Source organism: Solidesulfovibrio magneticus RS-1 (assembly GCF_000010665.1).
In the GTDB taxonomy this organism is placed as follows: Bacteria; Desulfobacterota; Desulfovibrionia; order Desulfovibrionales; family Desulfovibrionaceae; genus Solidesulfovibrio; species Solidesulfovibrio magneticus.
The window spans coordinates 1056418-1082546 of the sequence record NC_012796.1 but is presented as its reverse complement, the minus strand read 5'-3'; the positions used below and the strand labels follow the sequence as shown (position 1 = coordinate 1082546).

15 protein-coding genes and 1 pseudogene are annotated in these 26129 nt (G+C 43.0%); 11 read left to right on the top strand and 5 right to left on the bottom strand.

Annotated features, from left to right (window positions below; all coding sequences use genetic code 11):
• Positions 1-191: 191 nt before the first annotated feature.
• The gene (locus tag DMR_RS22965; RefSeq protein ID WP_012750518.1) at positions 192-611 is read right to left on the bottom strand and encodes a response regulator; all 420 of its coding nucleotides are present in this window, start codon (positions 609-611) and stop codon (positions 192-194) included.
• A 37-nt stretch (positions 612-648) separates the two neighbouring features.
• The gene (locus DMR_RS22960; RefSeq protein ID WP_012750517.1) at positions 649-4395 is read right to left on the bottom strand and encodes a response regulator; all 3747 of its coding nucleotides are present in this window, start codon (positions 4393-4395) and stop codon (positions 649-651) included.
• Between the two features lie 1325 nt (positions 4396-5720).
• Between DMR_RS22960 and DMR_RS04545 the strand changes: the two genes are divergently transcribed.
• Positions 5721-6113 carry a DUF6573 family protein gene (locus DMR_RS04545; RefSeq protein ID WP_012750514.1) on the top strand — a complete coding sequence of 131 codons (393 nt, stop codon included), beginning with the start codon at positions 5721-5723 and terminating at the stop codon, positions 6111-6113.
• A gap of 577 nt (positions 6114-6690) precedes the next feature.
• Here the strand turns inward: DMR_RS04545 and DMR_RS22950 are convergent.
• Positions 6691-8505 carry a sigma-54-dependent transcriptional regulator gene (locus DMR_RS22950; RefSeq protein WP_012750512.1) on the bottom strand — a complete coding sequence of 605 codons (1815 nt, stop codon included), beginning with the start codon at positions 8503-8505 and terminating at the stop codon, positions 6691-6693.
• 403 nt (positions 8506-8908) lie between these two features.
• Between DMR_RS22950 and DMR_RS04540 the strand changes: the two genes are divergently transcribed.
• Positions 8909-10009, top strand: a complete 1101-nt coding sequence (locus DMR_RS04540) for a hypothetical protein (protein WP_012750510.1) — start codon at positions 8909-8911, stop codon at positions 10007-10009.
• Positions 10010-10070: 61 nt separating this feature from the next.
• Positions 10071-10979, top strand: a complete 909-nt coding sequence (locus DMR_RS04535) for a hypothetical protein (protein WP_012750509.1) — start codon at positions 10071-10073, stop codon at positions 10977-10979.
• Positions 10980-12250: 1271 nt separating this feature from the next.
• On the opposite strand, the gene DMR_RS22940 is transcribed toward DMR_RS04535, so the two are convergent.
• Positions 12251-14248 (bottom strand): AAA family ATPase, encoded by a 1998-nt coding sequence (locus tag DMR_RS22940; protein WP_012750507.1) that lies wholly within the window; start codon positions 14246-14248, stop codon positions 12251-12253.
• Positions 14249-15517: 1269 nt separating this feature from the next.
• On the opposite strand from DMR_RS22940, the gene DMR_RS04530 reads away from it, so the two are divergent.
• From DMR_RS04530 to DMR_RS04505, 8 genes are all read left to right on the top strand, one after another.
• Entirely contained in the window at positions 15518-15898 is a 381-nt protein-coding gene (locus DMR_RS04530; protein WP_012750504.1) for a hypothetical protein, read from the top strand.
• Between the two features lie 370 nt (positions 15899-16268).
• Positions 16269-16826, top strand: a complete 558-nt coding sequence (locus DMR_RS04525; RefSeq protein ID WP_012750502.1) for a tyrosine-type recombinase/integrase — start codon at positions 16269-16271, stop codon at positions 16824-16826.
• Positions 16827-16930: 104 nt separating this feature from the next.
• A complete protein-coding gene (locus DMR_RS04520; RefSeq protein WP_043600075.1) occupies positions 16931-18079 on the top strand; it encodes a tyrosine-type recombinase/integrase in 1149 nt (382 codons plus the stop codon).
• 78 nt (positions 18080-18157) lie between these two features.
• The gene (locus DMR_RS04515; protein ID WP_012750500.1) at positions 18158-18625 is read left to right on the top strand and encodes a hypothetical protein; all 468 of its coding nucleotides are present in this window, start codon (positions 18158-18160) and stop codon (positions 18623-18625) included.
• Between the two features lie 103 nt (positions 18626-18728).
• Complete coding sequence (locus DMR_RS22930) at positions 18729-19004, top strand: hypothetical protein (protein ID WP_012750499.1); 276 nt, start codon at positions 18729-18731, stop codon at positions 19002-19004.
• Between the two features lie 439 nt (positions 19005-19443).
• The gene (locus tag DMR_RS22925; protein WP_012750498.1) at positions 19444-21333 is read left to right on the top strand and encodes a diguanylate cyclase; all 1890 of its coding nucleotides are present in this window, start codon (positions 19444-19446) and stop codon (positions 21331-21333) included.
• Between the two features lie 1552 nt (positions 21334-22885).
• Positions 22886-25354, top strand: coding sequence for a methyl-accepting chemotaxis protein (locus DMR_RS22745; RefSeq protein WP_012750494.1), 2469 nt, complete (start codon positions 22886-22888; stop codon positions 25352-25354).
• Positions 25354-25824, top strand: coding sequence for a chemotaxis protein CheW (locus tag DMR_RS04505; protein ID WP_012750493.1), 471 nt, complete (start codon positions 25354-25356; stop codon positions 25822-25824). Before DMR_RS22745 ends, DMR_RS04505 begins: the two co-directional genes overlap by 1 nt.
• A gap of 64 nt (positions 25825-25888) precedes the next feature.
• Here the strand turns inward: DMR_RS04505 and DMR_RS25255 are convergent.
• Positions 25889-26103 (bottom strand): annotated as a pseudogene (locus tag DMR_RS25255) (ArsR family transcriptional regulator); the annotation flags it as partial.
• Positions 26104-26129 lie beyond the last annotated feature (26 nt).

Below are 26129 nucleotides of genomic sequence, written 5' to 3'. Positions count from 1 at the left end.
GGACACCCCTCTCCAACCCTCTCTACCAGGCCTGTCCTGGGATTTTTCCCGTGGCCGGGGCCTTGGGGTTCCCTCCTGGCCAAATCCCAGGAAATCGCGCCCTACACCCAACGTCCTTTTTCCATAGGGCTCTGTCCAGTCTTAAATGATCTACTTCTGTCAAAAGAGGAGGATGCACAGGAAGTGTCGTCCTAATGGGCGACAGATCGTATTGCATATTTAATAACTTTTTTCAAAAAAATATCAGCTGGTATTGGCTTTAAAACATAGTCAGAAGCCCCTGCACGGATAATGCTAACAATATGTTCCTTATCACCTTCACCACTAACTATAATTACAGGCAGATATTTAAGACTTTCATCAGCACGAATTTTTTCTAACAATTGATATCCATTCAACTTTGGCATATTCCAATCGGCTACAACTAGATCAATTGTAAGTTTCTTTAACAAACCAAAAGCCTCAGAACCGTTTTCTGCTTCAGAAAGGGTATTGAATCCAATCTTTTTTAACATGAATTTTATCATATTACGCATGGGAACGGCATCATCGACAATAAGCACGTGATATTCATTAAATATTTTTTTGTATTTTTCAAGATCTTTTTCCATAAAGAGCTCCGATCCTATTAATCCTGGTGAACAAAAATTATTCAGCCAAATAATTGTTTAACACACTTTTCAAAACAATAAACTTCTCCTCAAGGAAACCCATTTGCGATACAGCTGATGTTAAATCTTTTGCCCTCCCATACTCTTCTATGCGCTTAGCGATTTGACCAAAATCTTCACCTCCAACACTAGTTGCAGCACCATTGATTGTATGCGCATGACGCTCGACTAAAATATGATCACCTGATATCATCGCTTGTTTCAATGCTTCTATCCTTGTCGGAATATCATTAATGAAATCATTCAAAACCATTCGAACCAGATCTTTATCATTCATCAACCTCTCGACCATGCCATATTCGTCAAATATCTTTAACGATGAATCATCCTTATTAATTTTTCGATTTAATTTAGTTAGCGTGTCTTGATAAAGCTCTTGTTTTCGGGGATCTTTCGGGAGCCATTTTGCAATTTTATCAGCCAGCACTTGTGGAACGACTGGTTTTGAAACATAATCGACCATTCCTGCTGCAAAACATTTTTCGCGATCAGCTTCCAACACATTAGCAGTCATCGCTATAATTGGTATATTGCGGTTTATAACTTTTGAAGATCCATCCAGAATGCGTCTAGTTGCAGCAACTCCATCCAAAGTTGGCATGTGCATATCCATAAGAACCAGATCGTAGGCCTCGGATTCAAGGGCTACCACAGCTTCTAATCCGTTAGAAACAACATCAACGTTTAATCCAAATTTATTTAGTATACCTTTAGCTACTTGCTGGTTAGTAATATTATCTTCGGCAAGAAGAATTCGCCATTCAGAACTAAACTGGAAGGCATGCTCATTGTTTGAGCCGTGCAAATTCTCAGTCTGCCTATTTTGGCAGGAATTTACTTCAAAAAACCGGCCAAGCATACTACGCAAATCGCGATAATGGACAGGCTTCGAGAGACAATCAGCATTAGAAACGTCATGACAATATTGGCGACAGTTTCCGCCAAGAGATGTCATGAATATTATTTTAACACTATCGAATCGATGATCAGACCGGATTGTTTGTCCCAGCGCCACTCCATCCATACCTGGAAGATGAACATCAATTATGACTACCTTATAAAAATCTTCAACATTTATGACTTTATAAAGAGCTTGAAGTGCACTTGGACCATCCATAGCAATTTCTGTTTTCAGTCCCCACGAATTAAGCTGTGTGAATAAATTCTCACAACTTGTAACATTATCATCCACTACAAGGACACGCCCCTGAAAAAATGACGATAGACATACACTGCTTTCTTCTGTGATAGAGTCCCGCTTTTTTAAACATGCCGTGAACCAAAAACTAGCCCCCTCCCCGAGATTACTTTCAACTCCTATCGTACCTCCCATCATTTCAACTAATCGTTTAGAAATAGCCAATCCGAGACCTGTACCGCCAAACTTTCTCGTAGTTGAAGCATCAACTTGATTGAATTGTTCAAAAATAAGCACCTGTTTATCACTTTGGATTCCGATACCGGTGTCACTGACTGAAAATTTAAGGATACAGTCAGACTCTTTCTCATTTACGATAGACACACGGACCGATACTTGACCTTGGACAGTAAACTTTATAGCATTCCCAACCAAATTGCTTAGAATTTGACGCAATCGAGCCGGATCACCTTGCAACTGATACGGCACACTTGGATCTGTAGCGCAAAGCAATTCGAGCCCTTTCGAATGAGACCCAACAGCCATACTATCCATAACATCATCTAAAATTTGTACTAAATCAAAATCAACTATTTCGAGTTCAAGCTTACCCGCTTCGATTTTTGAAAAATCCAAAATATCATTTACTAACAAAAGAAGCAATTCACCACTTGAACGAATAGTCTCAGCAAATCGTTGCTGCTCATCGGTAAGCGAAGTATCCAGCAGCAACCCAGCCATTCCTATTACACCATTCATTGGCGTCCGGATTTCATGACTCATATTAGCTAAAAAATCACCCTTAGCTTTCGCAGCTTCATCAGCTCTTGCCAATGCAATATTAAGTTGTTTGTTAGTCAATTCCATTCTATTGGCATAATCCGCAAGACTGTCCACGCTTCGCCGTTGTTCTGTAATATCTTCTGCTGCAAAAACAATATACTCTACTGTCCCATTTTCTCGTTTTTTTGGTGACTTAGTAATTAAAAGAAGCCGTGCTTCACCCGATGCGTTGGGCACCCACTCTTCTGTAACAATAGTTTTTCCATTTCGAAAAACTTCTGAACTGCTTTGAATACAAACACTCACCACGTCGGGCGGATAGACTTCGGATAGTTTTTTAAAAGCCAGCTGGTCTTCCTGTATGCCAACAAATGAGGCGTGAGCTTTATTTACAACTCCATAAGAATATTCATCAGGCTGGTACCATACTTGGGTCGGAATAGTATCTAGCAAGATACGACGATCCTCAGCCTCCCTAGCCAGGGCCTGTTCCGATTCCTTACGATCCGTTATATCTTCAATTGTTGCAATAACTTCTGTTGGGTTCTTACCAGGATTTATTGGATTAAAAATTATGTGCAAAAAGCTAGTCTTAGCCCCAGTGATCGACGTGTAAACATCTTCAAATACCGACAAATCTCCAGCCAATGCATTTTTAACTTTCTCCTGCAAATTAATTCCACTCTGTTTCGCTTGATTAAAACCTATGATTTTATCTTTTGTGGAACCCATTTGCTCTACAAATTTATCGTTACAATTTATTATTGTCCCATCATCTTTAAGGTAAACAATACCGAGTGGAGAATTTTCAAACATTATTCTATGGCGACTATCACTTTCTCGCAATTCGTTAAGCATCCTTACCATTATTGCTGATAATGCAACAACCATAAGTGAAACAAAGCTAGCAAACCCAATATAACCATTACGCCTTAAATAAAAACCGGACAAAGCTTCATCTTCAGACACACTAACCAATACAGACAATGGGAACCCATCTACGTTTCGGAAGCTATAAAGCCGCGTTGATCCAACATCTTTATCCAGTAATTCATAATTGGCCTCGCTCCAAGATTCTTTTTGGAGCCAGTCTACCATTTCATCGTTAATTCTTTGACCTACAGTTGTTTCAACCATATCTTTTTGCGCTCGTACAACGCCATCATTACCAATTAAGGCAATACGGCCTGATCGACCGATGTTGATGTCCGCATAAAAAGATGAAAGATAAAAAGGATCAAGAGACACAACAACGACTCCAGCAAATGATTTATCACTTTTGCTGAGCCGAGTAGTCAATTGGATTGACCACTTTCCCGACGCCTTCCCAAGCACGGGTTTACTTACAAAAAGCTGTTCTTCTTTAACTCCCGAATGAACTTTAAAGTGCTCCCGATCCGTAAGATCTACACGCGCAAAACCAGGGATACTACTTGCAGAAAGTATCCCATTCTTATCTATGATTGACAACTGCTGAAATATACCCATAGCTTTTTTGTCAATACTAATCAAAGAATTCAGATCTAAACTATCATCATGCTCATATCGCGATTTTATAAATATTGCCAATAGACTAGCTTGCTCAAAAGTCCTAATTGCGTGTTCCTCAACAGCACGCGCGACGTTCCCTGTATCTCTAAAAGCAGACTCAATCTCCAAACGCTTCTCATCGATACATTTGTAACTTGTTGCTGCGACTAACAACAAAACAATTGCTCCAGCAAGACCATAGCAAATAGCAGACGCACGCTTTTGCACAAAACCGATGCCAAGTGAACTACCAAAATGCTTAAGTTTATACATACCATTGTCTACCGTAAGATTGAACGTTGCCAGAACAGTTTTAAAGCCACCCGAGTATCGAATTTGAAAAGTTAAATGCCAAAAGTCCGGTTATAATACAACCAGTTGGACTTAGCACTTATTCTCCTAGCAAAAAAAACTTTCTTTTGGGAAACTTTGGGGTTGGGCTTTCACTCGGAATCCCCACTAATTCGTGCCCGCGGGCCTGTTTCTGGGACTTTCACAGTCATCCCCGTTGGCTAATAACAGGGATTCCCAGTATCGAAAAAGAAAACGAAACAGTTGTTTCGGTACATATGCCAATCTAGATTTTGCGTAAATACAGATAAGAGTGCAACAAACCAAAGATAATCCGCACTTTGAAAAGCACCGTGCAAACACAGTCAGTGATGAACGGCAAAAGGTGCTTTACTGGTAAATTGTCAAATTTTGGTCCAGTCAAAAACGAAGGAAATTTCGTATTTAGAAAAACCACTTTATTACTAACTGTTAACGCTACGACGCCGCGCTTTTCCACTCTAGGACTAGCAGGCTGTTGAAAAAATCATTTTGATGCTAACTCGGCCCTGCAATTTCAACATCTTAGACGCCTAAAAATGACTGAAAATCGCGTTTTTCAACGGGCTGCTAGGGACCGGACAATTTCAGTCACGGTAGCGGGATTATGGTGCTAAAAATTCACAGGATCCTGCGATCCGACACCATCGTTTCTGGTCCTAAATGCCATCCCACCACCGTTAGCGCGTATCCAGTTCAGAAAAGCATAATTTTTACGATCAGCTGCAAATCTAAAGTTCCAGTAAACTGGACTTTTCAATTACCTATATTCTCGTAGCTTTTCTCTCCGCAAACAGCTGAAGCTCTTCCCTGGGGGAAATCTGGGGTTGGGTTTCTCCTCGGACAAACCTCCCCCGCTCTCTACCGGGCCATTCCTGGGCCTTTTTCCTAAAGCTCCCCCAATGGACTCCCCCTGGGCCAAAATCCCAGGAAATCGCGTCCTACACCCAACGTCCGATTTCCATAGGGCTTTGTCCAGCTTAAACTTCCCAGACTCCCGTGACCGCCCCACTGGTCCAGGCTATCCTTCTGCTTAAAAAGCAAAGGAGCCCATATGGGTCAGAAAGATCATGATCTTCTTCAAACAAAGGACGAAATATTCAATGCTTTTCGTCCAATTGAACAGCTTTTCAAAATAATGAATACAAGTTCAGTCGAGATATACAGGCAACTAACGCGCTCATACGCCGACGTTGGGATCACACTGTGTCAAAGTTTCCGTCAAAAGCTTGATACTATTTTAACTGCAAAATTTGGAGGCAATCAAAATGACCACCGACAACGCTTTTGGAAACCTCATCTACAGCTACACCAGGGCACAGGCCATCGCCGACGGCGTCCTCATCGACGTCACCGACACTGCCAAAACTCACGGGTTCAACGTCCACACCGTCGTCACTGATAATCTTTACCGCCAATACGTTGAAGTGCCGTCAGGACTTGATAGGAGCTATGGGCAATCCAGGGATGGCCGGCTCCATGATGTCCTGACCCTGGCTATGTTCGCTGCCCGCGCCAGCAAAGGGACAGATCGGGTGTATTTCAAAGTGGATTCCCTGATGGAGCCAGGACGAACTGAAACCGTCCAAGTTATCGCCCATATCGGCCCTGGTGACAATGCTGAGCCAGTCCTTACGATCATGCTGCCCGAGGACGACTGAGCGAAGTTATTAAACTCACCATTTCATCTTATCGAAAACGCCACGTTGGGAAAGTTCTCGCTCTTTGTATTGGTCAAAACTGAAGAATCCAGGAACGGAGCGTTTCTTATGCCCTTTCTTGTTGCCAAGAAACAGCCCGAGTATTGCGACGATTATACCCATGACCAGGGCTGATCTTATGATCCATTCCATGGTGTAGATTTACCAGAACGGGGCATTACCGGCTACGGGAAAAATATCTATTAAAAATCGGCAATTTATAGAACATTATTCGATTCGAACCGCACGAATTCCATACGATTTTCAGATGAAATAGCTGCGCGCCGTTTCAAACCAAAGTGGTGAAAGATCGATACGGAAGAGCTAGAAATTGCCAGCTGGTGGGAAACCAAAAAGTCTCAGCCCGCGTTATAGAGCACTGCATGGTCAAAACAGGGGAAAAAGTGGGAAATCGCTGAATCCAGCTTAAATGTGACCCTGGAAATTCACAGGATCCTGCGAGTTGAAATAACCATTTTGGAATTTAGCAGTTAAGAAAAAGTGTTCTTTAATTCTTGATATATCATCATCTCAACCATTAGTCATCTTCCTTCATTTGACTTGGCAGCAGCCCATATCCTCTAAGCCTATTGCGACATGTTGAGTTGTTAAGACCTGCATGCTTACAAACCTGAACAACTTTTGAGTACTTAGACCGTAGATACTTATAATAAGAAGCCAATAATTCTTCCTCGGTAACTTTATATAAAACTGATTCACACTCATTTAAACTTTGGGCCGAAGAATCGATTTCAACATCACCAGAATGCATGTCATTATTCATGAGCACAGATTTGACATAGTCACCCCAGTCTACTTCAACGCGATACTCTTTATCAAAAATCAACTTTTTGCCCAAGGCGTATTCAAGCGACTTAGAAATCAACCTTGCTTTTCCAAATCTTGTCATTATAGAATTTCGAACCTTGCCGAAAGGGCTTCCACTGGCCAGATGAACATCTGATTTATCAAAAACATTCAAAGAAGACATACTATTTTTTAAAAAAATATCACAGATACACAAAAAACATACGCCGATATTTTCAATTCTACCATCCCTAAAAACAAGATAAGTATTTTTTAAATCACCTACACGCTGCGTACAATCCTCACGATCAATTGTTGTTTTCGAATAAAAGTTAGATTCGCTGTTCATGGCGTTTTGCATTTGCTGTATAGTAACCAACAAAGCACCAGTGCCGCGAGAACTTTCAGATGGTTTGCAAAAGTCTGCGAAAACCTTTTCGTCAGCCAGCGAGGGGAAAAAATCAAAGAAACTGTTTTGTTTTGTATAAAATATATCGCAATACTTTTCCTTTTTATTATTTCCACCATCTGCACTTGTCGAATTGTCACAAAAATAGTAATGCTGATCGCTTAATTGTACATAAAGTTTCTTAATCTCTTCAAACTCATTTGCGGAAGCAAAGGAGTACGGGATTTGCAATCCATAGCTTGACACTATTGAATTGAATGACTTAATATTGAAATTAGCAGCCAACAAGTCACTACAAAAGCGACTAAGATACATTTCAGCCAAAGAGGTTTGCCTTGTGTCCACGGGAAAGACCAAGGGCATAGATTTATTTTCAACATCAGTATCCGATGTGAGCTGTGATTCACGCATCAAATCTTCGGACATTATTATCGATATAACTCTTTCGAGCTCACGAATATTCCCGGGCCAATTATGTGCCAACAAACTCAAAGCGTGCTGCGGCGTCAATCTATTGAATATTTGTGGATACTTGAGGGCAATATAGTAGAGAACATCAAGCCTACGCTCATACAGTGCCGGAACAAACACCGGGAAAAATCTATACCAAAAATCAGGCCTGAACTTACCTTGTTTCTGATTCGTAGTACCTATAATAAAGACGTCTGAACGTTGTATTTCGTTAGAGCCAACTCGCCTAAATTCTCCTTCTTCGATAAAAATAAGGATCTTTGCTTGTACAACTTCTGGAAGCTCGCCAATTTCATCTAAAACCAACAACCCACCATTGGCCTCTTCAACTATTCCTATCTTCTTCCCAGTTGCACTGGTAAAAGCACCTTTTTCATGTCCGAATATCTCTGAGTCGGCCAATTCTTTTGTAAATGAAGCACAATTTATTCTCAAGAATGGTTTTGATTGTTTTTTTAGCTGAGAAGAGGAACTTGAATCAGCACCTTCAAAAATCTGCCGAGCACAGTCGATAAATAGTCCTTTACCAACACCAGAATCACCAATTATCATCAATGGTTTATTGTGAATCGCTGATTTTCCAGACAAATATTCTTTCACCATCGATAAATAACGGAGAAAAACTTGAGTCATTCCGGGAAGAACTAACCACTCACGCCCAACCATAATTACTCCACATATCCAACTGGAGAAAAATCTTTTTTTAAGGCCGACAGACTAGGCCAGCATACCATAAATCCTTTCAGTTTGGCAAAAAAAATTCTGCCTCAGGGACTCGATGCCGCCCACCCGCCGCGCCAAGAAGCCTCTCTCACCTACGAATTTAGCGTTTACTCGAGACCAATAAAACCGTCAAATGCGACGGACTTCCGTTTAATAAGACGGGAAAATTCAACGATTCGAAAACCAACGAAACAATATTTGTGTTATTTCATGCTGTTAGCTGCCACCATCTTCTGGCACGCTCCTTGATACTATAAGAAGCAGAACGGCGCAGCGAACAACTTCACCGGGAAGTAGTTTCAAAGCGACACCATCTCCCTTAACTGGGAATATCAAGGAGTAAGACATGTCAGCTGATAATGATCAAAAATCAAAGTTGGCTGCCGGTGCAACCGGCGGGATCGGTAGCATCGGGAAAACGGGCGGCCCTGGCCTTCCTGGCCTTCCCATCACTACCACAGAAGACGCCACGATCACCCCCCCGCATCTAGACGAAAACGACGAAACAATGCGCCACTTGGTGATGCACTTCCAAGGGGCCACCGGGGCCATGGGTGGTAAGCCTGAACAGGATGTTCATATTGAAGCAGGAAAACCTATTCCAATTGCGACGTTACAGCGGGTAACGAGCACCATGACTGGTCAAATTGAAAAACTCAACAAAGAGCAAACACTTCTGCAGTTGAAAGAACAGAACATGGCTGCGGAAGGTGTATTTGGCTCAGCTCGTGCTAAGATGGTAAACATCGGGTACGTTATTGGATGCCTTCTCGTACACCTCAAAAAACTTGTGATGGCCGAAGGAAACGAGAACTGGGGCGACTACATTTCTCGTGAATTTCCTGAAATGTCACGGCGCACGCGAGAGAAGTGCATGAATCTTGCAAACACCTCTGGCATTCTGAAGCATGCCGACATTGGTGTTGACGCTGCGGAACTGGTCATCCAGGCGATCAAACCGATCAAGCATATGTTGTCCAAGGAAGATCCCATCGGCGATCTGTTTACGCGCAGTGGCATAACAATCAACTATGCACAGATCGAAAAGGGCCACTTGACGCCCATGATCAAGGGGGCCATCACGCGCCAAAAGCTCTTACAAAAAGATCTCGACGTTGATGTCCGCGTATCTACAGACTTTAATAAGGTTGCGGGCTCAGTAACTGCCGTTGATATCGCTGTCATGCTTGATCGTAAGGAACATGGCCTTTCTCCCCAGGGATATATGGAGGAGGTCATTGCCAACAACGGGACGCGTCCTAACGGTGCCAGTGACACGAATTCCCCCAAAAAGCCTATCAAGTATATCAACGCTGAAACGGTGAAGCTGAAGAGCTTCATTGAACATCTGTTGGAAGATAAGGCTGACTTGAAAAAGCTTGACCTGACCCATCTGGAAGCTTTGAGCACCGCTGTTAACAACCTGATTGCACGTTGCACTGCCTAACTACCTTCAACCATGGGCATTCCTTCATTAAACATGGGGGAGTGCCCATTGGAGAAATATTATGCGCATCTACCAATCTTCCATGACAATCCGGCATCTTCGTGAATTTGCTAAACGTCACCCCACCGCGAAACCAAACGTTTTATTGTCATATGCATTACTGGGGAATGACTTACCTCACTTTATCGGCAAGAACCGCTCCTTATTTCAGAGCCTTATCCTGGATAGTGGCGTCTTCAGCTTGCAAAAACCTGGAGCTCAGCAGACGCCAGAAGAACTGTACCCGAAGTTTAAAACATTTGCCCAGTACAACACCTCAGCATGGGATTTGATCTTCAACTTTGATCTGCACTTTGGTTTGGATTCCTACGACAAGAACTTGGAATTCCAAATAGATCTGGAGCAGGCAAGCATCCCTGTTGTTTCTGTCATCCACAACATTTACAACGACGATGTTGACAAGATCCTCAGTCGAGGTCTGCCGGAACATAAAACTGTCGCCATTGGTCAATGCGAAGGGCGCACGGTAATCAAGAACGTTGAACCCGTTATCAACAAGCTGCACCAAGCCGGGGCCAAGATTCATTTCTTCGGGAGCAGTGAATACCGGCTCATGGCCAAACTTCCCATCTGGTCTTGTGACTCGAGTTCTTGGTCAAAGTACCCGAGTATTGGGGTTCTGTTGTTTTGGAATCCAAAAAATGACATGCGTTTCGACAAGACGGATAAGATTCACTTCCCGAAGTATCAGGATGCCAAAACACCGACGGGATGCATCTACTACCGTGATTACGATTACCTCAAGGATTTCGAGGAATACCTTGGATCGAACCTGAACTTCACCTTGGCGGACATGATGGGTGAAGAAGCGGACTTGAACCGCGCAGTGGCGAACATGTTATATTACTGCCAGCTTGAGAAAAAGATCGAAGAGCAACAACGTTTGCTCGGATTTGTTCTGCCAGAGTGAGTGTAACGGCAGTATCCCTCCATCTAAGGAGGGTAAAAGGGTGGGCGTTTCTAACGTCCGCCCTTTTGTTATAATAGCTAGGAGATTCAGCGATATATGGCAAATTTTGGTGCTAATCCAGCAAATCTTCCATTTTCATTGGTCTCAAATGGCAGGATTATGCCATTTGCGGTGTCCAAATTGACGCCCTAGACAATTTTCACATTTATTTTTAGTGATATCATATTGATACAACGTTTTTACCATCTCCTGCCAGTTTTGAAGAAGAGGTCAAAAAAGAGATCAGAGAGAACCGTCTTCAGGTTCGGCAGCCAGCAACAATTAGATCGAGAAAATGCCTCAGGATAACGGAGCGATTTAAGCAGGTAGTCACGGGTGTCCCTCTTTCTACCCCTTGGCATTGTCAGTAACGGCCAGGACCTTTGTATCTACGTCCGTTTCAAAGCCAACCAGTGGCATTCCGTCAGCACCACCTGGATCAGTAGCTCCCATACTCGCTCTAGCCCAGGATCATCCACGAGACAACCCTCATCTTCCCCGGCCACCCTGCGCCATCACTTGGGATAGGGAAAAAGAGATTAAAAAGAAAAAGGCTTGGCTACCCCTCATCCCTCGTATTTAAAATGAAAAACAGTGTGCAAATAATATCTATAACACCGCCATTAGCAGAAAAAGCTCTGTCAAGCCAAGTCGCCAAACCCAGCAAATATATCGGTTACATATTTTGTAACCAAGAAGGAATTTAAGCGGCTTGGAAGCCAACTAAAAACACTCATTTGTATGCTATATGGATCCGATATAGGATTAGCAAAGAGCTCAAGCCGAGCAAGTCGGTTAAAAATTATAAGCAGTCAAAAGAACAGCTTCAAAAAAAACTTCTGACCCATTTCTTTGGACTTTGCTAATTCCTTGTTTTCGAAACAATTCTTTGAGAATTGGAGAAAATTAGCAAATCTTGTTTTAAAAGTAGCTAAAAGTTCCTTTTGTTCCTTTTGCGGGAAAAGCTTCTGCTTCTGCAACACTGCTAAACTATTGTGAGACAGGAGGGGGTGCGTAAGCAACCCCCCTCTAATATATATACCCTTTTTTTGCAGTTGAACCTGAAAGATTTTAACGGGTTACAGTTGCAAATCGCAAACTTGCAGTTGCAGCTGAAAAACAGCAGTAACAATCTAAAATCTTTCGATTTTTTGTTGCAAATCTGAATTCTGTCGAAAGTTGCAACCGTTGCAACCCAACAAAACTTGCAGGTGGTTTGTCATTATACTGGGTCAAATTTGATAGGATATTGACCCTTTCGAACCAGGGATGGTCTTAATAGCATTCTTGCCAACGGTATCTTGGATATACTTGACAGCAGTCACGGCACTGATGCTCTTGCCTGGATTATCTGTTAAGTAGACCTTGACTATTTCATTTTTTAAAATAGTTTGCGTCGAAGCAACACCGTTTAAGTTTTGCAAAGCTTTAATGACATAGTAAGAAGTATCTTTTTTTGAACCACTCTGCTGAACATTGCTAGAAAATCTTAAATTTCGCAACTCAAGTGCAAGATCATCGTTTAGCATGAAGTTTCTAGCTTTTTTATGAATGAATTTGAATTTCTTGTCTTTTTCCTTGTACTCCAACTCCCAGGTATTCGGAGACCAGTCACCGATAGCACTTGCACCGCGTCCGCCACCAACTCCTCTTTCTTGCTTAAATTTTCCATGATGATGTATGATTAACGGCGAGACCTTGAGACTTTCACAAAATTCTGAAAAATTGTCCAAGAGTCTACGCATTTCGTCATTCGAATTTTCATCCTTATTATGAAAGCTTATAAGTGGGTCAACAACCAGGATGTCAAATCCTACAGAATCATGCTGCTTCTTGATTACGTCTTGGAACTTTTGACTATCGAGGTCGCCAGTAGCACGAATATCATTCTTTCTACCAAGAAAAAATACACTTTGCTGAATAACGTGATCTGGGACAGCGTAAGCGCCGCGAATAAGTTCAAGCCTTCGCTTCATTCCAACTAAAGAATTTTCTGACTGGACAAAAAGAATACGATGCCTTCCATGAAGCACTTTGAATTTATCCAAGAATCCATTACCTGGAGGAAAAACCAAATCAATTGCTATTTGCAGGGTCAAGACTGACTTGCCAGCACCGCCATACCCTGTAATTAGCAGCGGCTCATCTTTTGGCCAAAAATTATCTATAAGAAACTCAAAGTTTGTTTGCGCCGTTAACACATCAAACGCATTGACAATACCATACTCAGAATCTGAAGAAGAAGCATTAGCCCCAGAAGAGAAACCAAGTTGCATATGAACCCCTATTGGATTCTGAGCTATAGTTTTCTTAGCTGCTTCAATTTCCCGTTCAAACCAATCAGGCCTTTCTCTAGCCTTTTCTCCGACAGGATAGCTTTGATAAATACGACGGATAGTCTTTTCATCAACGTTGGCATTTAGCAACCCCAAAAGAACGGACCAGGATGGTTCTGACCTTTGTCCTAGAGGAAATGTTGTGAGGATTTTTTGTTTCGTATCATCTGACAGATTAAAATTAGACAAAAAAGTATCTACAAGATCAATCTCCAGAATATGTTTTTTTCTTATACCTTCGGGAGGACTTTGTTCGTCGTGATCTTTCTTGCGGCCATAGGATTTTTTGCTCATCTCTAAAAGCCACAACGGGGCAGGCATAATGGGAGCTATTTCAACGAAGATATAGGGCTTTCGTGTTTCGGGATGCAACGAACCAGGACAAAGGATTTGGCCACCGATGCCACGTATTTCGAAGATTCCCTTCACCGAACGGCAAGAATATTGTTCATCCCCGGATGGATACTGGAAATAGTAATGAAATCTTTCACCGTGACCGCCAGTTTTCACCTTCAATGTCACGGGCAGCGGTTCATCTGGATGCTTCTCTTGTATCCATGCTTCAAATAGATGGTGATTATCGACATCGAGAACCAGGACACCGCTGGCTGGCCCACAGGCGATCCCGGCTCGGTCAGTGCTGAAATTCGCTTGGTCAAAGGGACGCTTCTCTCGGCACCACCGCTGCCACCCATTCTCAACCGGGCCCTTGTACTTCTTGGCTGCCTTCGTGAGACCATATGCTTTGATCTCGGCCGGGGTTGGAAATCCATCGCGCAGGGGTATAAGGGATAGCGTCTGGGCCAGAAATTCAAAAATCGTGAGCCGCCCACCAGCGTCAAGCTGATCGGCCCGTTGGATCAGTAGGTAAATCTCATCCCAGGAGTAGTTCATAACGATTCCAGGGCATTTTTAGCACAGCGATTGCCAGCCCTCAACTACTCTCAGGACGACTGTCATCACTAGGGACATCCTCTACCCAGTTCTAGCAAGTTGTATTGATTAAACTCCTAGAGATATTAATACCTGGCAAATAAGCTATAGAGACAAAACTTTGCAATTTATAAACGCCATGGGCGCTTTGTAGATTTTAAATCCTATCCTAGCACGTTTAGCTAGGAGCTAGTCATACTTGAATGACAGCAAGTCAAACAATAAACATTACTTGGATTAAACTAATTGATCGCTTCTCCTCGAATCAATTCACCAAGGATGACCAACCTGTTTTATGAAGTAATTCAGACAGGGGAGAGGTTGAGACGGAAGCTAGCCCGTATGCATAAAATGCAGAAGTCACGGTGGCCTATGTATCGAACGAGGTTCATGGCAAACTGAAGTTCGTTAGTCTGTATAGACTCTTTCGAAATCATGACAAATCAAGTCAACCATGATTTTGATACATAGATGCGGTTAGACACGGGATGGATTCAAAAGGATCAAAATTGACCAAAGGAAGCCCTTCTGGGAAGATTCCATGGAGATGGAAGCTAATTCCTCCAAGGGTGACTGAGGTTTGTAAGAAACTATCGATTGGTATTCGATGCTGAAAATTTGAAATGCCTTTAACAAAAACAACAAAAACCATTGCTTTGGGTATAAACTCGAAGCCGCTGTTCATTAGTAGTACAGCGTCATTAAAAGCTACTTAAAAATATTAGACACTTATGAGGCATCGAATACCAAACGACGTAGCTGTATGCGGGAAAACCGCTTGTACAGATACTTGGAGTGCTAGGACAAGAAATTGTTCCTTTCGACTCTAAAGGAGTGCTGCTTCTATCTGGTTCATCTAGATAGAAGTTTAGCTCCGTAAATTGCAAAGTAATTTGCATAGAAAGGTCTTCACTCGTTGGAGACCTTTTCTTTTTGAAACGGCGGCAGTTTTCCCCACTCCTTCATGGGTCCGGGACATCCTCGGCCCAGTACTGGGGACACCCCCCGTAAAATCCCGTCTCCTGGGCTTTCGGGGCTTGGCCTATGGCTTGGCATCCCCAGACAGCAAAAACCCCAGAAACAGCCCCCTAGGGCCAAATTACGATTTTCATCCCAGAAAGACGAGAAATCTGATGCATTTTGACCCAACAAATGCGCGTTTTACCGCGTTTTTCAGCAATTCATAGAGATATACCAAGTAAAGTAACATTTCTATGCAAAGGAGGCGTTATGGGAGCAAAGAATGGCACCACTACGGAAATCCAAGAAAAGGCGTCGAAGAAGAAGATCGAATCGAAGTACGATCCGAAGACTCTTCGCGTACTTATCAAAGAAGGTCTGGATGCTGCTACGATAATGGAGCGGATGCAGATAAGGCACCGCCAAACACTCAAGCAACATGTCGGAAAGCTGATCAGTACTGATCGCGTGCTCTATGAGGTCAAGGGGTTGTACCTGAAAGGCTCAAAGAGAGCGAAGGTGAATCAGCAAGGCATCTTGAAGATCAACCTGAAGGCCTATGATCTCGGTGATCTCGAAATCAATGAAGATGACGAGTTCGCTGTCGAGGCCAGTGACGGGAAGATCATCTTAACCAAGATTCTCCCATAACCCTCCAACCGAAATGTCATGCGGATACGTCTGCGTGGCATTTCTTCTTTTTAACGCAAATATAGCTATTGTGCTTCTTCAGCAGTGCAATGATTTCATCTGCAACGGAACGATCATCGGCAAGCTATCGTCAGCAACTGAGCCAATCATCCTTCGCATTGTATTTGCGATTTTAGCCACAAATTTACAGATATGAGTATTTAAAGGAAAGAACGGTTTTATCTAATATCGTAAATTGGGCCAAGCAAAAACAATAACTGCAAGGACTACAATCTGTTATCTGGCACTTTTCAAGGCCCAGTGTGAAGGGGGCAATTTTCAATGTTTCTTTCCAACCTCCCAAAATTGAAAAACCCAATTGGAGGATTTTATGAAAGTCGAGCCGATCTCGGATGTGAAGTACATCAAAAGCATTAAAAAGCTTTTGCATGATTCACCACGGAACAAACTCTTGTTCATTATGGGCGTTAACACTGGGCTCCGTGTACAGGATATCCTTGCACTCAAAATATCGGATGTAAAGCACGCCAATGTCGGCGACCGCATTGTCATCCGTGAAAAGAAGACGAGTAAAGAGAACGTCCTCATGATCAATAAAGAAATCAAGGAGGCTCTTGACGACTATTTGAGCACCATTGAGGCCAAGGAAGAACTGTTTCTGTTCAAGAGCCGCAAGGGCAAGAATTATCCTTTAACCACGTATGCAGTGACTATGTACGTGCAGCAATGGTGTGATGCAATAAACCTCCCAGGGAACTATGGAGCGCACACGCTGAGAAAAACCTGGTGCTATCACCAGAGGAAGACTCACGGCACTTCGTGGGAAGTCATTGCTAAAAGACTTAACCACAGCAGCCCAAGTATCACAAGAAGATACATCGGCGTTAAGGAGGAAGAAGTCGAAGAAGTTTTGATGAAATCTATCTAACTTTTAGCAAGGGGACTCACCTCCCCTTTATTTGCATATCTTTCCATCCTGCACTTATCTTAGGCATTCAATTCGAACATCAACCTGAAAAGAAGAGGTTTCTTATGGGCGTCTATACTCGTGATAGCCGATGGATGGTCTATTGGCATGTCAACGGCAAAAGACATGACAAATCGTTTGGACGTGGCGAACTTGCTCAAGCTAAAGCTGAAAAGTTTGATCACGCTGTTCGTGATGCACTCGACCAGGGGTTACCGGTTCCTGATCCCGAAACGGTGACTGCATCGGTCCAAGTTCCAGCACCGGCCACTGGGATAGCGGATAATCCCGCTACAGCGGCGTCTGGGCCAACCAACCAGGTCCACGGTCACGATCAGCCGGGGATGCTCCTGTCAGAGCTTGGATCGAAGTATCTGGCCCATATGAAGGCATCAGGCCGGACGGAGAAGCACATTCGGAACATCGAGCACTTGGTCCACCATGTGTTTATCCCAGTCCTCGGCGACAAACCCGTGGATTCTTTGACATATCAAGAAGATATGATTCCGTTCATCCTGCACTTTCAAGGAGTCAGCAGCAGAACGGGAAAGGTTCGGTCCCAGTACACGGTAAATAAATACTGTGATTACTTGAGTTTCATCTTCAACTTCGGGATAGACAACGGCTTTACCTCCGTTAATCCCCTGAAGAATTGGAAGAAACCCAAGGTCCAGCCCTGGGACATGAAACTCACCTTGGACGATGCGAAGAAGATCATGGTCAATGCCGAGCCTCATTTGAAGTGGGCGATGGAAGTTTGTTTCAACCTGGGTACTCGTCCTGGTGAATCTGAACTTCTTTCCCTCAAGTGGGAAGACATTGATTTCAAAGCCAGCACTGTTCGCATTTATGCGAGTAAAACCAAGACATACCGGACAGTTCCGATCAACCCTGAGTTCCTGAAACGTTTGGAGAAGGAGCAGGCAGAGTCCCAGACCGGATATGTCATCGAGTACATGGGCCGGAAGCTGACTACGATTCGGAAAGCATTCAAAAACGCATGCAAACGGGCTGGTATCACCTACCAGACTCGTATGTACGATCTTCGGCACCTGTTTGCGACCACCTTACTTCGCAAAGGTGCTGACTTAGCTGCCGTTTCCAAAATGATGGGTCATTCCACGGTGAAGATGACGGCAGACACCTATTACCACTACATGGAAGGAGAAAAGGAAAGAGCAGTCAACCTGTTACCTGCATTAGAAGTGGCATAGTCCAGAAAGACGGAGCGTCTTGAAGAAGATTCTCCGTCTTTCTATTTTTTCGAACGAACAAAAAACAAAAGGAAAGTTATGTCTATCAAGAAGTGCTTATGGGATCAATCCCACGAATTTGAAGACGAAGGCGATGCTTATCGTAAACTTTGTCCAACGTGCTACCACAATATTTTTATTGACATTTTTAAAAACATTACCAAATGGGATGATTTTATAGATAAAATTGAAGAAGCAAAATCAGCATTTAAATTCGTAAGTGCCTTAGACAAATTTTACAAAAACAATATCATGAAGCTCGCCTCGACAAAGAACGACGAAGAAGAAGCTGAAAGACATTGCTTGATATGCGACGGTAAATATAAAGTGACCCCAGCCGACCACTATCGTTATCTATGCGGAAGCTGTGCCCATAAATACTATTTCCCACTTAAGCTCTCTCGAAGTTCAAAAGAAATCAAAGACCTTATACTTGATCTTAAGAAAGTATTTAACACGACCGAACAACTCATGGAAAAATTGATTGAAATTGCAAAAGAAAGCTAAACCAAAAACAACATAAAACTAGCCCCTTATAGAAAGACGAGGAATCTCTAGCACAGACTCCTCGTCTTTCATTTGTCAAAGAACAAACTGGAGAATAAATACTATGTCACGTAAATGCCTATGGGACAAATCACATCCCAGCTTTAAGAAGCATAAACACCCTTGCCGTTTCTTATGTGAAAAACGCAACAAAGAGATTTACTCAAAATATCGTGGACTTTTCACTCCAACAGAATTCAAAGACAACATCGACTTAATCAAAGAACAAAGAAAACTAACTTCTGAACGAGAATGGAACTTAGGGGAAGCATGGGTTGTCGAAAAACTGGGATTAGATACCCTTGTAAAATTGGATTTGTTTGAAAACGGTCTTGTGTAACCGCTTTGTTTAATTTTTAGTCCAAAGGTGGACCGCCCTGCCCAAGTGGTTCACCTTTTTTTAACGGCGTGGTATGCTGGGCCATGATCAGTCCCAGGTGGTCCCAGTGCCGTCCGTTGGGTCAGTGTGGTGAGTGTATCCCATCGGCTACAGCTTGGGAAGTTTGCTTGGTGTTGCTGCTGGGGTAGAAAAAGTTCAAGAATTACTTTGGACAAGAGTCCAGTGCAGTTGCCATGAAACTCACCGTGAGGCCGATGCCCTAGAATTCTAGTTTACTGGACTTTTGAAAATCCAGGAATTTGCCGTTTTCTCGGCGCTGAAAATCGCAGGATCCTGCGAGTCCTACCCGCTCCTGTTGTGGATGGACACGCCGAAGGTCCTCAAAAAGTCTAAAGACTCAACACTTTAACAAAACACAATGGCGTCATAGCCTTTAATTATGTTCAAAAAAGTTCACTTTTTCACATTAACGCTGCTAATTGCGACTACTTTTTCTGCAACTACATTGAGAGAAATAGCACATGGAACTGAAATACAGACTCTAAAGCTGACACAAGAAGAAAAACAATTTCTAATTGAGCATCCCAAGCTTTCGATGGGAGTAGGAATTGCTTTCCCTCCTTTTCAATTTGTCGAGAACAGCTACAGAGGCTTTGAATTCAAAGGAATAGCTGCTGACACAATACGCCTCTTAGAAAAACGACTTGGAGTTACTTTCGAACCAGTTTTCAACATTACATTTGACAGGGCTCTAGAACTAGGACGAGAGGGCAAGATTGATGTATTCCCTTGCATTTCCTGGACACCAGAGCGGGCAGATTTTTTATCATACACCAGTCCGTATCTGTCCTACCCTTTAGTCATAATTAGCCGGAGCGACGGTCCTTTTATAGGTTCTGTAAAAGATTTAAACGGCCTGAAAGTTGCCGAAGTAAAAACGCTATCAACATATAGCAAAGTAAAAAATGAGTTCCCAGAAGTAACCTTAGACTACCAATTCGAACAAGACACCGAGTCTATGCTAGAAGCCGTTTCTTTAGGAAAAGCCCAAGCTTGTATCGTTGATCTTGCAGTTGCATCATACTTAATAAACAAACGAGGGTTATCAAATCTTAAAGTAGCAGCGCCAACACCTTGGGGTGATAACAAATTAGCCATGGCAACTCCTAACAGTATGCCAATACTTAAAAGAATCCTCCAAAAAGGACTAGACTCAATTACACCAGAGGAAGAGAATTTAATAAGACAAAAATGGCTCCGACTCGAGTACTCCAGCCTTACAAATCCATATCACGTTCTACAATGGGCGCTGAAGTTAACAGGGTTTGCACTCTTGATCTTTGGCATCATTTTCTGGAAAAATAGAAATTTGAAACGTGAAGTAGAAGAAAAGGTAGCAGCTAGAGAACTTTTAAAACAGGCGAACAATTACAACAGAAGTCTTTTTGAAATCAACACAGACCCTATCATGGCAATTGACCGAGAAGGAGTCATAACAGACGCCAACAAATCCACAGAAACAATAACTGGACTAAGCCGCACGGAACTAATCGGGAGAAAATTTAGCTCGTTATTTACTAATGACCAAAAAGCTGACCAAGGGCTTCAGGACACTCTTTTATATTCTTCAATCAAAAATCACGAACTAGAGTTTACGAATATAAACGGGAAAAACACTCATGCTATTTTTAATTTTTCTGTTTTCAAGGACGAAACCGGAATCTCAACCGGTATATTTGCCGCAGCACGCGACATAACAGAAAGAAAGATAATGGAAGAAAGACTTAAAGAAATGGCAACCACTGACAGTTTGACCGGATTAAACAATAGACAGCACTTCTTGGAACACAGTAGCATCCTTTTCGAAATGGCCAAACGACATAAAGCAAACTTGTCAATAGCGTTATTCGACATAGATCACTTCAAACAAGTAAATGACACCTGGGGCCACGAAGCAGGTGATCTAGTTTTGCGAGAACTCAGCAAACTAGCTCTCAATTGTTTTCGTTCATCGGACATTATCGGGCGCATCGGTGGTGAAGAATTTGCAGTGATTATGCCAGAAACAGACAAAGAGGAAGCGATACTCGCTTCTGAACGATTTAGAAAAATTGTAGAATCGACAAGGTTTGAGTACGAAAATGACCTTCTGAGCATCACAGTTAGCATTGGCATTGCACAGTTCAATCCAAATACAAACACGACAATCAACGATTTAACAAAAATTTCAGATGACGCACTTTACACAGCAAAGGCCAATGGCAGGAATATGGTGTTTTGTGCCAACGACCAAACGACTCCTCTGAAACCCCTAAAATCTAGCAATTAGTCGGCAGCCAAAGGAAAACATGAATAAAGACCAGATCAAGCAAGAATGCTATAGTCCGCAGATTTGCAAGCGCTTCTGGATGACATTGAAGCAATACGAACAAAACGAACCATGGAGCATATTTGACACTTCACGCCATAGCCTAGAACTTGTTATAGTCTTGAGCTGTGAAGAGTCGCTAAGAAATTTGAGAAGAACATATGACAGTCGTATTCGTGACAAAGGCACAGGCCTAGGATAGATACGGCCTATGTCAGCTGACTTTGCTTGCGCTCTCGTGCCGTACTGCAACAAACTCACGTATCTTGATGACAGCTGAAATAATGGTGACGTTATCTGAAACAGCTAGGCACAAGGCCCTGTCATTACACTAGATGTTTAGTTTTCTAAAACACCTCTTTTGGGATAGTTACGAATATACTGCCGTCTATTTTTTTGTATCACTGAGACATGGCGATCGGTTATCATCGTTATTTGGCATAAAATACTCTTCACCGTGGCCACATTGTGGACAGCCAGGGACGCGCCATTGCCCCTTATCACCATACGGTGATGGTCTAGTCGTGTAGATATTTCCGCAGTTGCTGCATTTTACGCCTATGGGCTTAATATCTATGCAATTTTTTGACATAATTTTTCCTTCAAAATTGCTTTATTTCAACTATATATTGCAAGCATTTCAACCTAAAAGCAATGTCAAAAACGAAAGAAATTTCGTATTTGACCAGCTGGATACGATATGGACCAAGAGAATCGGGACGGATCTGGAGAAAGCAGGAAGGAAGTGAAACCCGAGTTGGCTGACCCGCCACAGTCCGACCACAGATGCGCCAACCAGGTCGAAAACAGACCTATAAAAAACAAAAAATCCCGTTGGCAACTCGCCAACGAGATCACTTTTTGAAAGGGGTTTCTTTAAAGATTTTAGGAGGTTAAATCACGCTTTTGGCGTGTCAAGCAAGTGCTCTCCCCCTGAGCTACGCTCCTAGATTCAAAATCAGGGAAGGGTTTATTTACTCAGAACTCTTCCCCAAGTCAACCCGAAATTTCCGTTTCCCAGATTTTTTCGGGGACCAACCCGTTGGCGCTTGTTGGCACCGTGTTGGCGAGGTGGGTAAGTACGGTTTCTGGCCGGGGAGGTCAAGGGGAAATTATCGTGGGGATGGAGGAGAAACATACAGCCCGGGGAAACAAATAAATAATTCTCAATTACTTCAACATGTTACGTAAGAATATCAGCATGACACCCTCATGCAGGAACCTGCGCTCGTGAAAAAACCCCCAAACCGCCCACCTCATTTCGGGAAAAGTTTAAATCAGACCAAACAAGATAATGAGCTTATCCAAACAGTTGGCGATAAAATTTTCCATCTGAGACTATGGGGGTAGCCGTTACTTCTGTGAATTTAAACGCCACCTCACTTCCAGGCAAGTATTATATTTTTTCTGAAAATCGTGACAATCCGACAGAACCATATAATATGACAGTCATGGAAGTTGACTCAACAAAGCGCCGTATGAAATTCACCACTACTACAACAGGAGAGTTGATATGCGCTTCAGTGACTTGAAAATCAAAACGAAGATCATGACGGGGGCGTTAGCGCTTGTACTTATAACTGTTACGCTTGGCGGCCTAGCCTATATATATATCGGAAAAGTATCCTCTGCCCTTTTAGGAATAACCGACCGTGACGCCAAAGCGGTAGAATACGCTACTGGTGTCGAGCGCATGGCCCTCAATACTATCATGGAGGAAAAAAATTATCTTATCAGTCAATCGGATGAAGCACATCTACGGGCCGAACAAAACGTCAAAGAGCTTAATTCATTTCTTGACAAAGTTGATGAAATTGCGCGTTCAAACAACATCGACACTCTCTTAGAAAAGTCCAAGATTGCTCGATCTGAAACAGCAAAATATGCTGAAAAATATAGAGAAGGAGTAAAATCAATTAAAGAAAATCGTGATGCAGTAAAAGAAATGGTTCGCACCGGCAATATTGTCGGAGATGCAGCCGCTAAGTTTTTGTCGATGCAGGTATCAGCTTACACCAAGGCTCAAAAAGACGGTGCAGACCCAGCTACTCTCGACAAATACGTACAGCGTTACATAATTACTACAAATATATATGAGCTTGCTCTCAAAATCATGCGCGCCGAAAAAGAGGAAGTGAACTATAAAGACAGAAAAGCATACGCATCGATGCAAAAGATGCTCCCGGAGTTAATGGAGCTCTACAACAAACTGGAAAAGATAACCACCGACCCCAGCGAGACACAACTCATCAAAGATGCCAGAACAGCTACGCTGATTTATGAAAAAGCAGCAGCTTCATGGATCAAAAACGATGACGGCTTAAATTTCATCTTACAATCGATGTCAACTATGGGATTGAATGTTATAAAACAGGCACAAGCAGCAGAAGAGGCAGGCTACAAGAAACTTGAAGATGCAAAAAAAGCAGCTCAAGCTACAAGCTCGGAAGCTGACACGATAATCATGTCAACAATTGCAACCGCAATAGCTCTGGGACTAGCTATCGCATTTTTGCTAGCGTCCATAATTAGCAGACCAATAATCAAGGGCGTCACGTTTGCCAAGGCTGTCGCAGAAGGTGATTTCAACCAGACCCTTGACATTAACCAAAAAGACGAAATTGGTGTTTTAGCTGATGCGTTAAGAACCATGGTCAAAGAGCTTAAAAATAAAATCGAGTACGCCGATGGCGTCATAAATGGCATAACCGTTCCGTGTGTGATTGGCGACTCATCTGGCAACATCCTACTCGCCAACCAACCTGTCATAGATTTCTTTGAAAAGAATGGTTCCCCAAAAGATTTTGTCGGAACCAGCATGGGCTTCTTTGCCTACAATGACAAAAACAAAAAAACCATTACCCAACAAGCCCTAGAAGAAAAGCGCATTATCAAGATGGATCGCGTCGAAATGAAGACAACGACTGGCAAAGAAAAAATTGTCAACGTTGATGCTTCTCCTATTTACGACTACAACCATAATGTTGTAGCAGGGATAACATTATTTAACGACGTAACAGAAGTTGTACTTCAGCAGAAATTAGCAGAAAGAGCAAAAGCTGAAGGCATGCTTCAAGCCGCACAACAGCTTGAAAGTGTTGTAGAGATCGTGACTTCCGCGTCTGAACAATTATCTGCTCAGATTGAACAATCAAGCAGAGGTTCAGAAGAACAAGCGCGAAGCATCTCAGAAACCGCGACAGCGATGGAAGAAATGAACGCAACAGTACTTGAAGTAGCTAAAAATGCTTCGAACGCTGCTGGTACAGCTGATCAGGCAAAAACCAAAGCTGAAGAAGGAGCACGGGCGGTAAGTCAAGTTGTTAAGGGCATTGGTCAAGTCCAAAACCAATCCCAAGAAATGAAAATTGACATGGACAACCTGGGCAAGCAAGCCGAGGGAATCGGACAGATTCTTAATGTCATATCGGACATTGCTGACCAAACTAACCTTTTGGCTCTTAATGCAGCTATTGAAGCGGCCCGGGCTGGTGACGCCGGACGAGGATTCGCAGTTGTCGCTGACGAGGTCAGGAAACTGGCGGAGAAAACTATGACCGCGACTAAGGAAGTCGGGAGCGCAATCCGCGGCATCCAGGATGGCACTAAGAAGAACATTGAAAACGTGGAGCGCACCGGGAAAAACATCGAAGAGGTCACAAGTCTTGCGACAAACTCCGGTGACGCCTTACGACAAATTGTCACTTTGGCTGAAAAAACTACAGATCAAGTCCGTTCAATTGCTACAGCTTCTGAACAGCAATCGGCTACGAGCGAAGAAATCAATCGTAGCATTGAATCTGTGAATCGAATTTCATCCGAAACAGCTGATGGCATGAGACAATCTGCGCAGGCAGTAACCGAGTTAGCTGACCAAGCTCAAGTCCTTAAGCGACTCATTGACGAGATGAAATCTGACGGCGGATCATCATCCACCGCCCTCCCCTCTGGAAAAAAAATCCTTGCTCTCGGGAGAGGTTAATGAGCGAACCAATTATGACCAACCAGGAGAATGAACTTCTCCAGCTTGTGACCTTCGGCATTGGCGAAGAAGAGTTCGGAATTGACATCCTGAAAGTTCAAGAAATTATCCGTATTATGGACATTACTAAAGTTCCAAATGCTCCTCCTTACGTCGAAGGTGTTATTAACCTACGAGGAAAGGTGATCCCTGTCATTGACCTTCGAAGCCGATTTGGCCTTGATTATCATGTCCATGATAGCCAGACCCGTATCATAGTTGTAGATCTTCATGCCATGATAACTGGCTTCGTAGTTGATGAAGTGTCTGAAGTACTTCGCATTCAATCAAACACAGTCGAACCTCCACCACCAGTTGTTTCTGGAATCGAATCGGAGTACATCAAGGGTGTAGGAAAACTTGACAACCGACTACTTATCCTTCTCGATCTGGACAAACTTATCCCTATTGAAGAGTTAACTCGAACTTAACCCTCACAATATCTACACGAAGAAGCCCACGCGATCCACCAAAATGGAAAACGTGGGCTTTCACTTATTTTACCGAAACAAGCTGCTTCTTTTCAAGAACAATCTTCCCCTCTTCCAGACACGACACCTTGAACTCATCACCCTGGCTGAACCCGTAGTTGGTGAGCAGGGTTGGGGACAAACGGAGACCGGTAGTCCCAAACTTGACGTCCCAGAAACCGCCCGGGTCTCCATCCCTTCTATCTTATAAAACTTCTCGGCCATCTGCATCAGCTTCAGAGTGCCACGACTTCACAACCGTTCTT

Bases quoted from the DNA above. Each gene is read 5' to 3' on its own strand.
- DMR_RS04535 (WP_012750509.1), top strand. From the start codon at position 10,071: ATGCGCATCTACCAATCTTCCATGACAATCCGGCATCTTCGTGAATTT.
- DMR_RS22950 (WP_012750512.1), bottom strand. From the start codon at position 8,505: ATGGTTGGGCGTGAGTGGTTAGTTCTTCCCGGAATGACTCAAGTTTTT.
- DMR_RS22960 (WP_012750517.1), bottom strand. From the start codon at position 4,395: ATGTATAAACTTAAGCATTTTGGTAGTTCACTTGGCATCGGTTTTGTG.
- DMR_RS04530 (WP_012750504.1), top strand. From the start codon at position 15,518: ATGGGAGCAAAGAATGGCACCACTACGGAAATCCAAGAAAAGGCGTCG.
- DMR_RS04545 (WP_012750514.1), top strand. From the start codon at position 5,721: ATGACCACCGACAACGCTTTTGGAAACCTCATCTACAGCTACACCAGG.
- DMR_RS22940 (WP_012750507.1), bottom strand. From the start codon at position 14,248: ATGAACTACTCCTGGGATGAGATTTACCTACTGATCCAACGGGCCGAT.
- DMR_RS22965 (WP_012750518.1), bottom strand. From the start codon at position 611: ATGGAAAAAGATCTTGAAAAATACAAAAAAATATTTAATGAATATCAC.
- DMR_RS04520 (WP_043600075.1), top strand. From the start codon at position 16,931: ATGGGCGTCTATACTCGTGATAGCCGATGGATGGTCTATTGGCATGTC.
- DMR_RS22745 (WP_012750494.1), top strand. From the start codon at position 22,886: ATGCGCTTCAGTGACTTGAAAATCAAAACGAAGATCATGACGGGGGCG.
- DMR_RS04540 (WP_012750510.1), top strand. From the start codon at position 8,909: ATGTCAGCTGATAATGATCAAAAATCAAAGTTGGCTGCCGGTGCAACC.
- DMR_RS04525 (WP_012750502.1), top strand. From the start codon at position 16,269: ATGAAAGTCGAGCCGATCTCGGATGTGAAGTACATCAAAAGCATTAAA.
- DMR_RS22925 (WP_012750498.1), top strand. From the start codon at position 19,444: ATGTTCAAAAAAGTTCACTTTTTCACATTAACGCTGCTAATTGCGACT.
- DMR_RS04515 (WP_012750500.1), top strand. From the start codon at position 18,158: ATGTCTATCAAGAAGTGCTTATGGGATCAATCCCACGAATTTGAAGAC.
- DMR_RS04505 (WP_012750493.1), top strand. From the start codon at position 25,354: ATGAGCGAACCAATTATGACCAACCAGGAGAATGAACTTCTCCAGCTT.
- DMR_RS22930 (WP_012750499.1), top strand. From the start codon at position 18,729: ATGTCACGTAAATGCCTATGGGACAAATCACATCCCAGCTTTAAGAAG.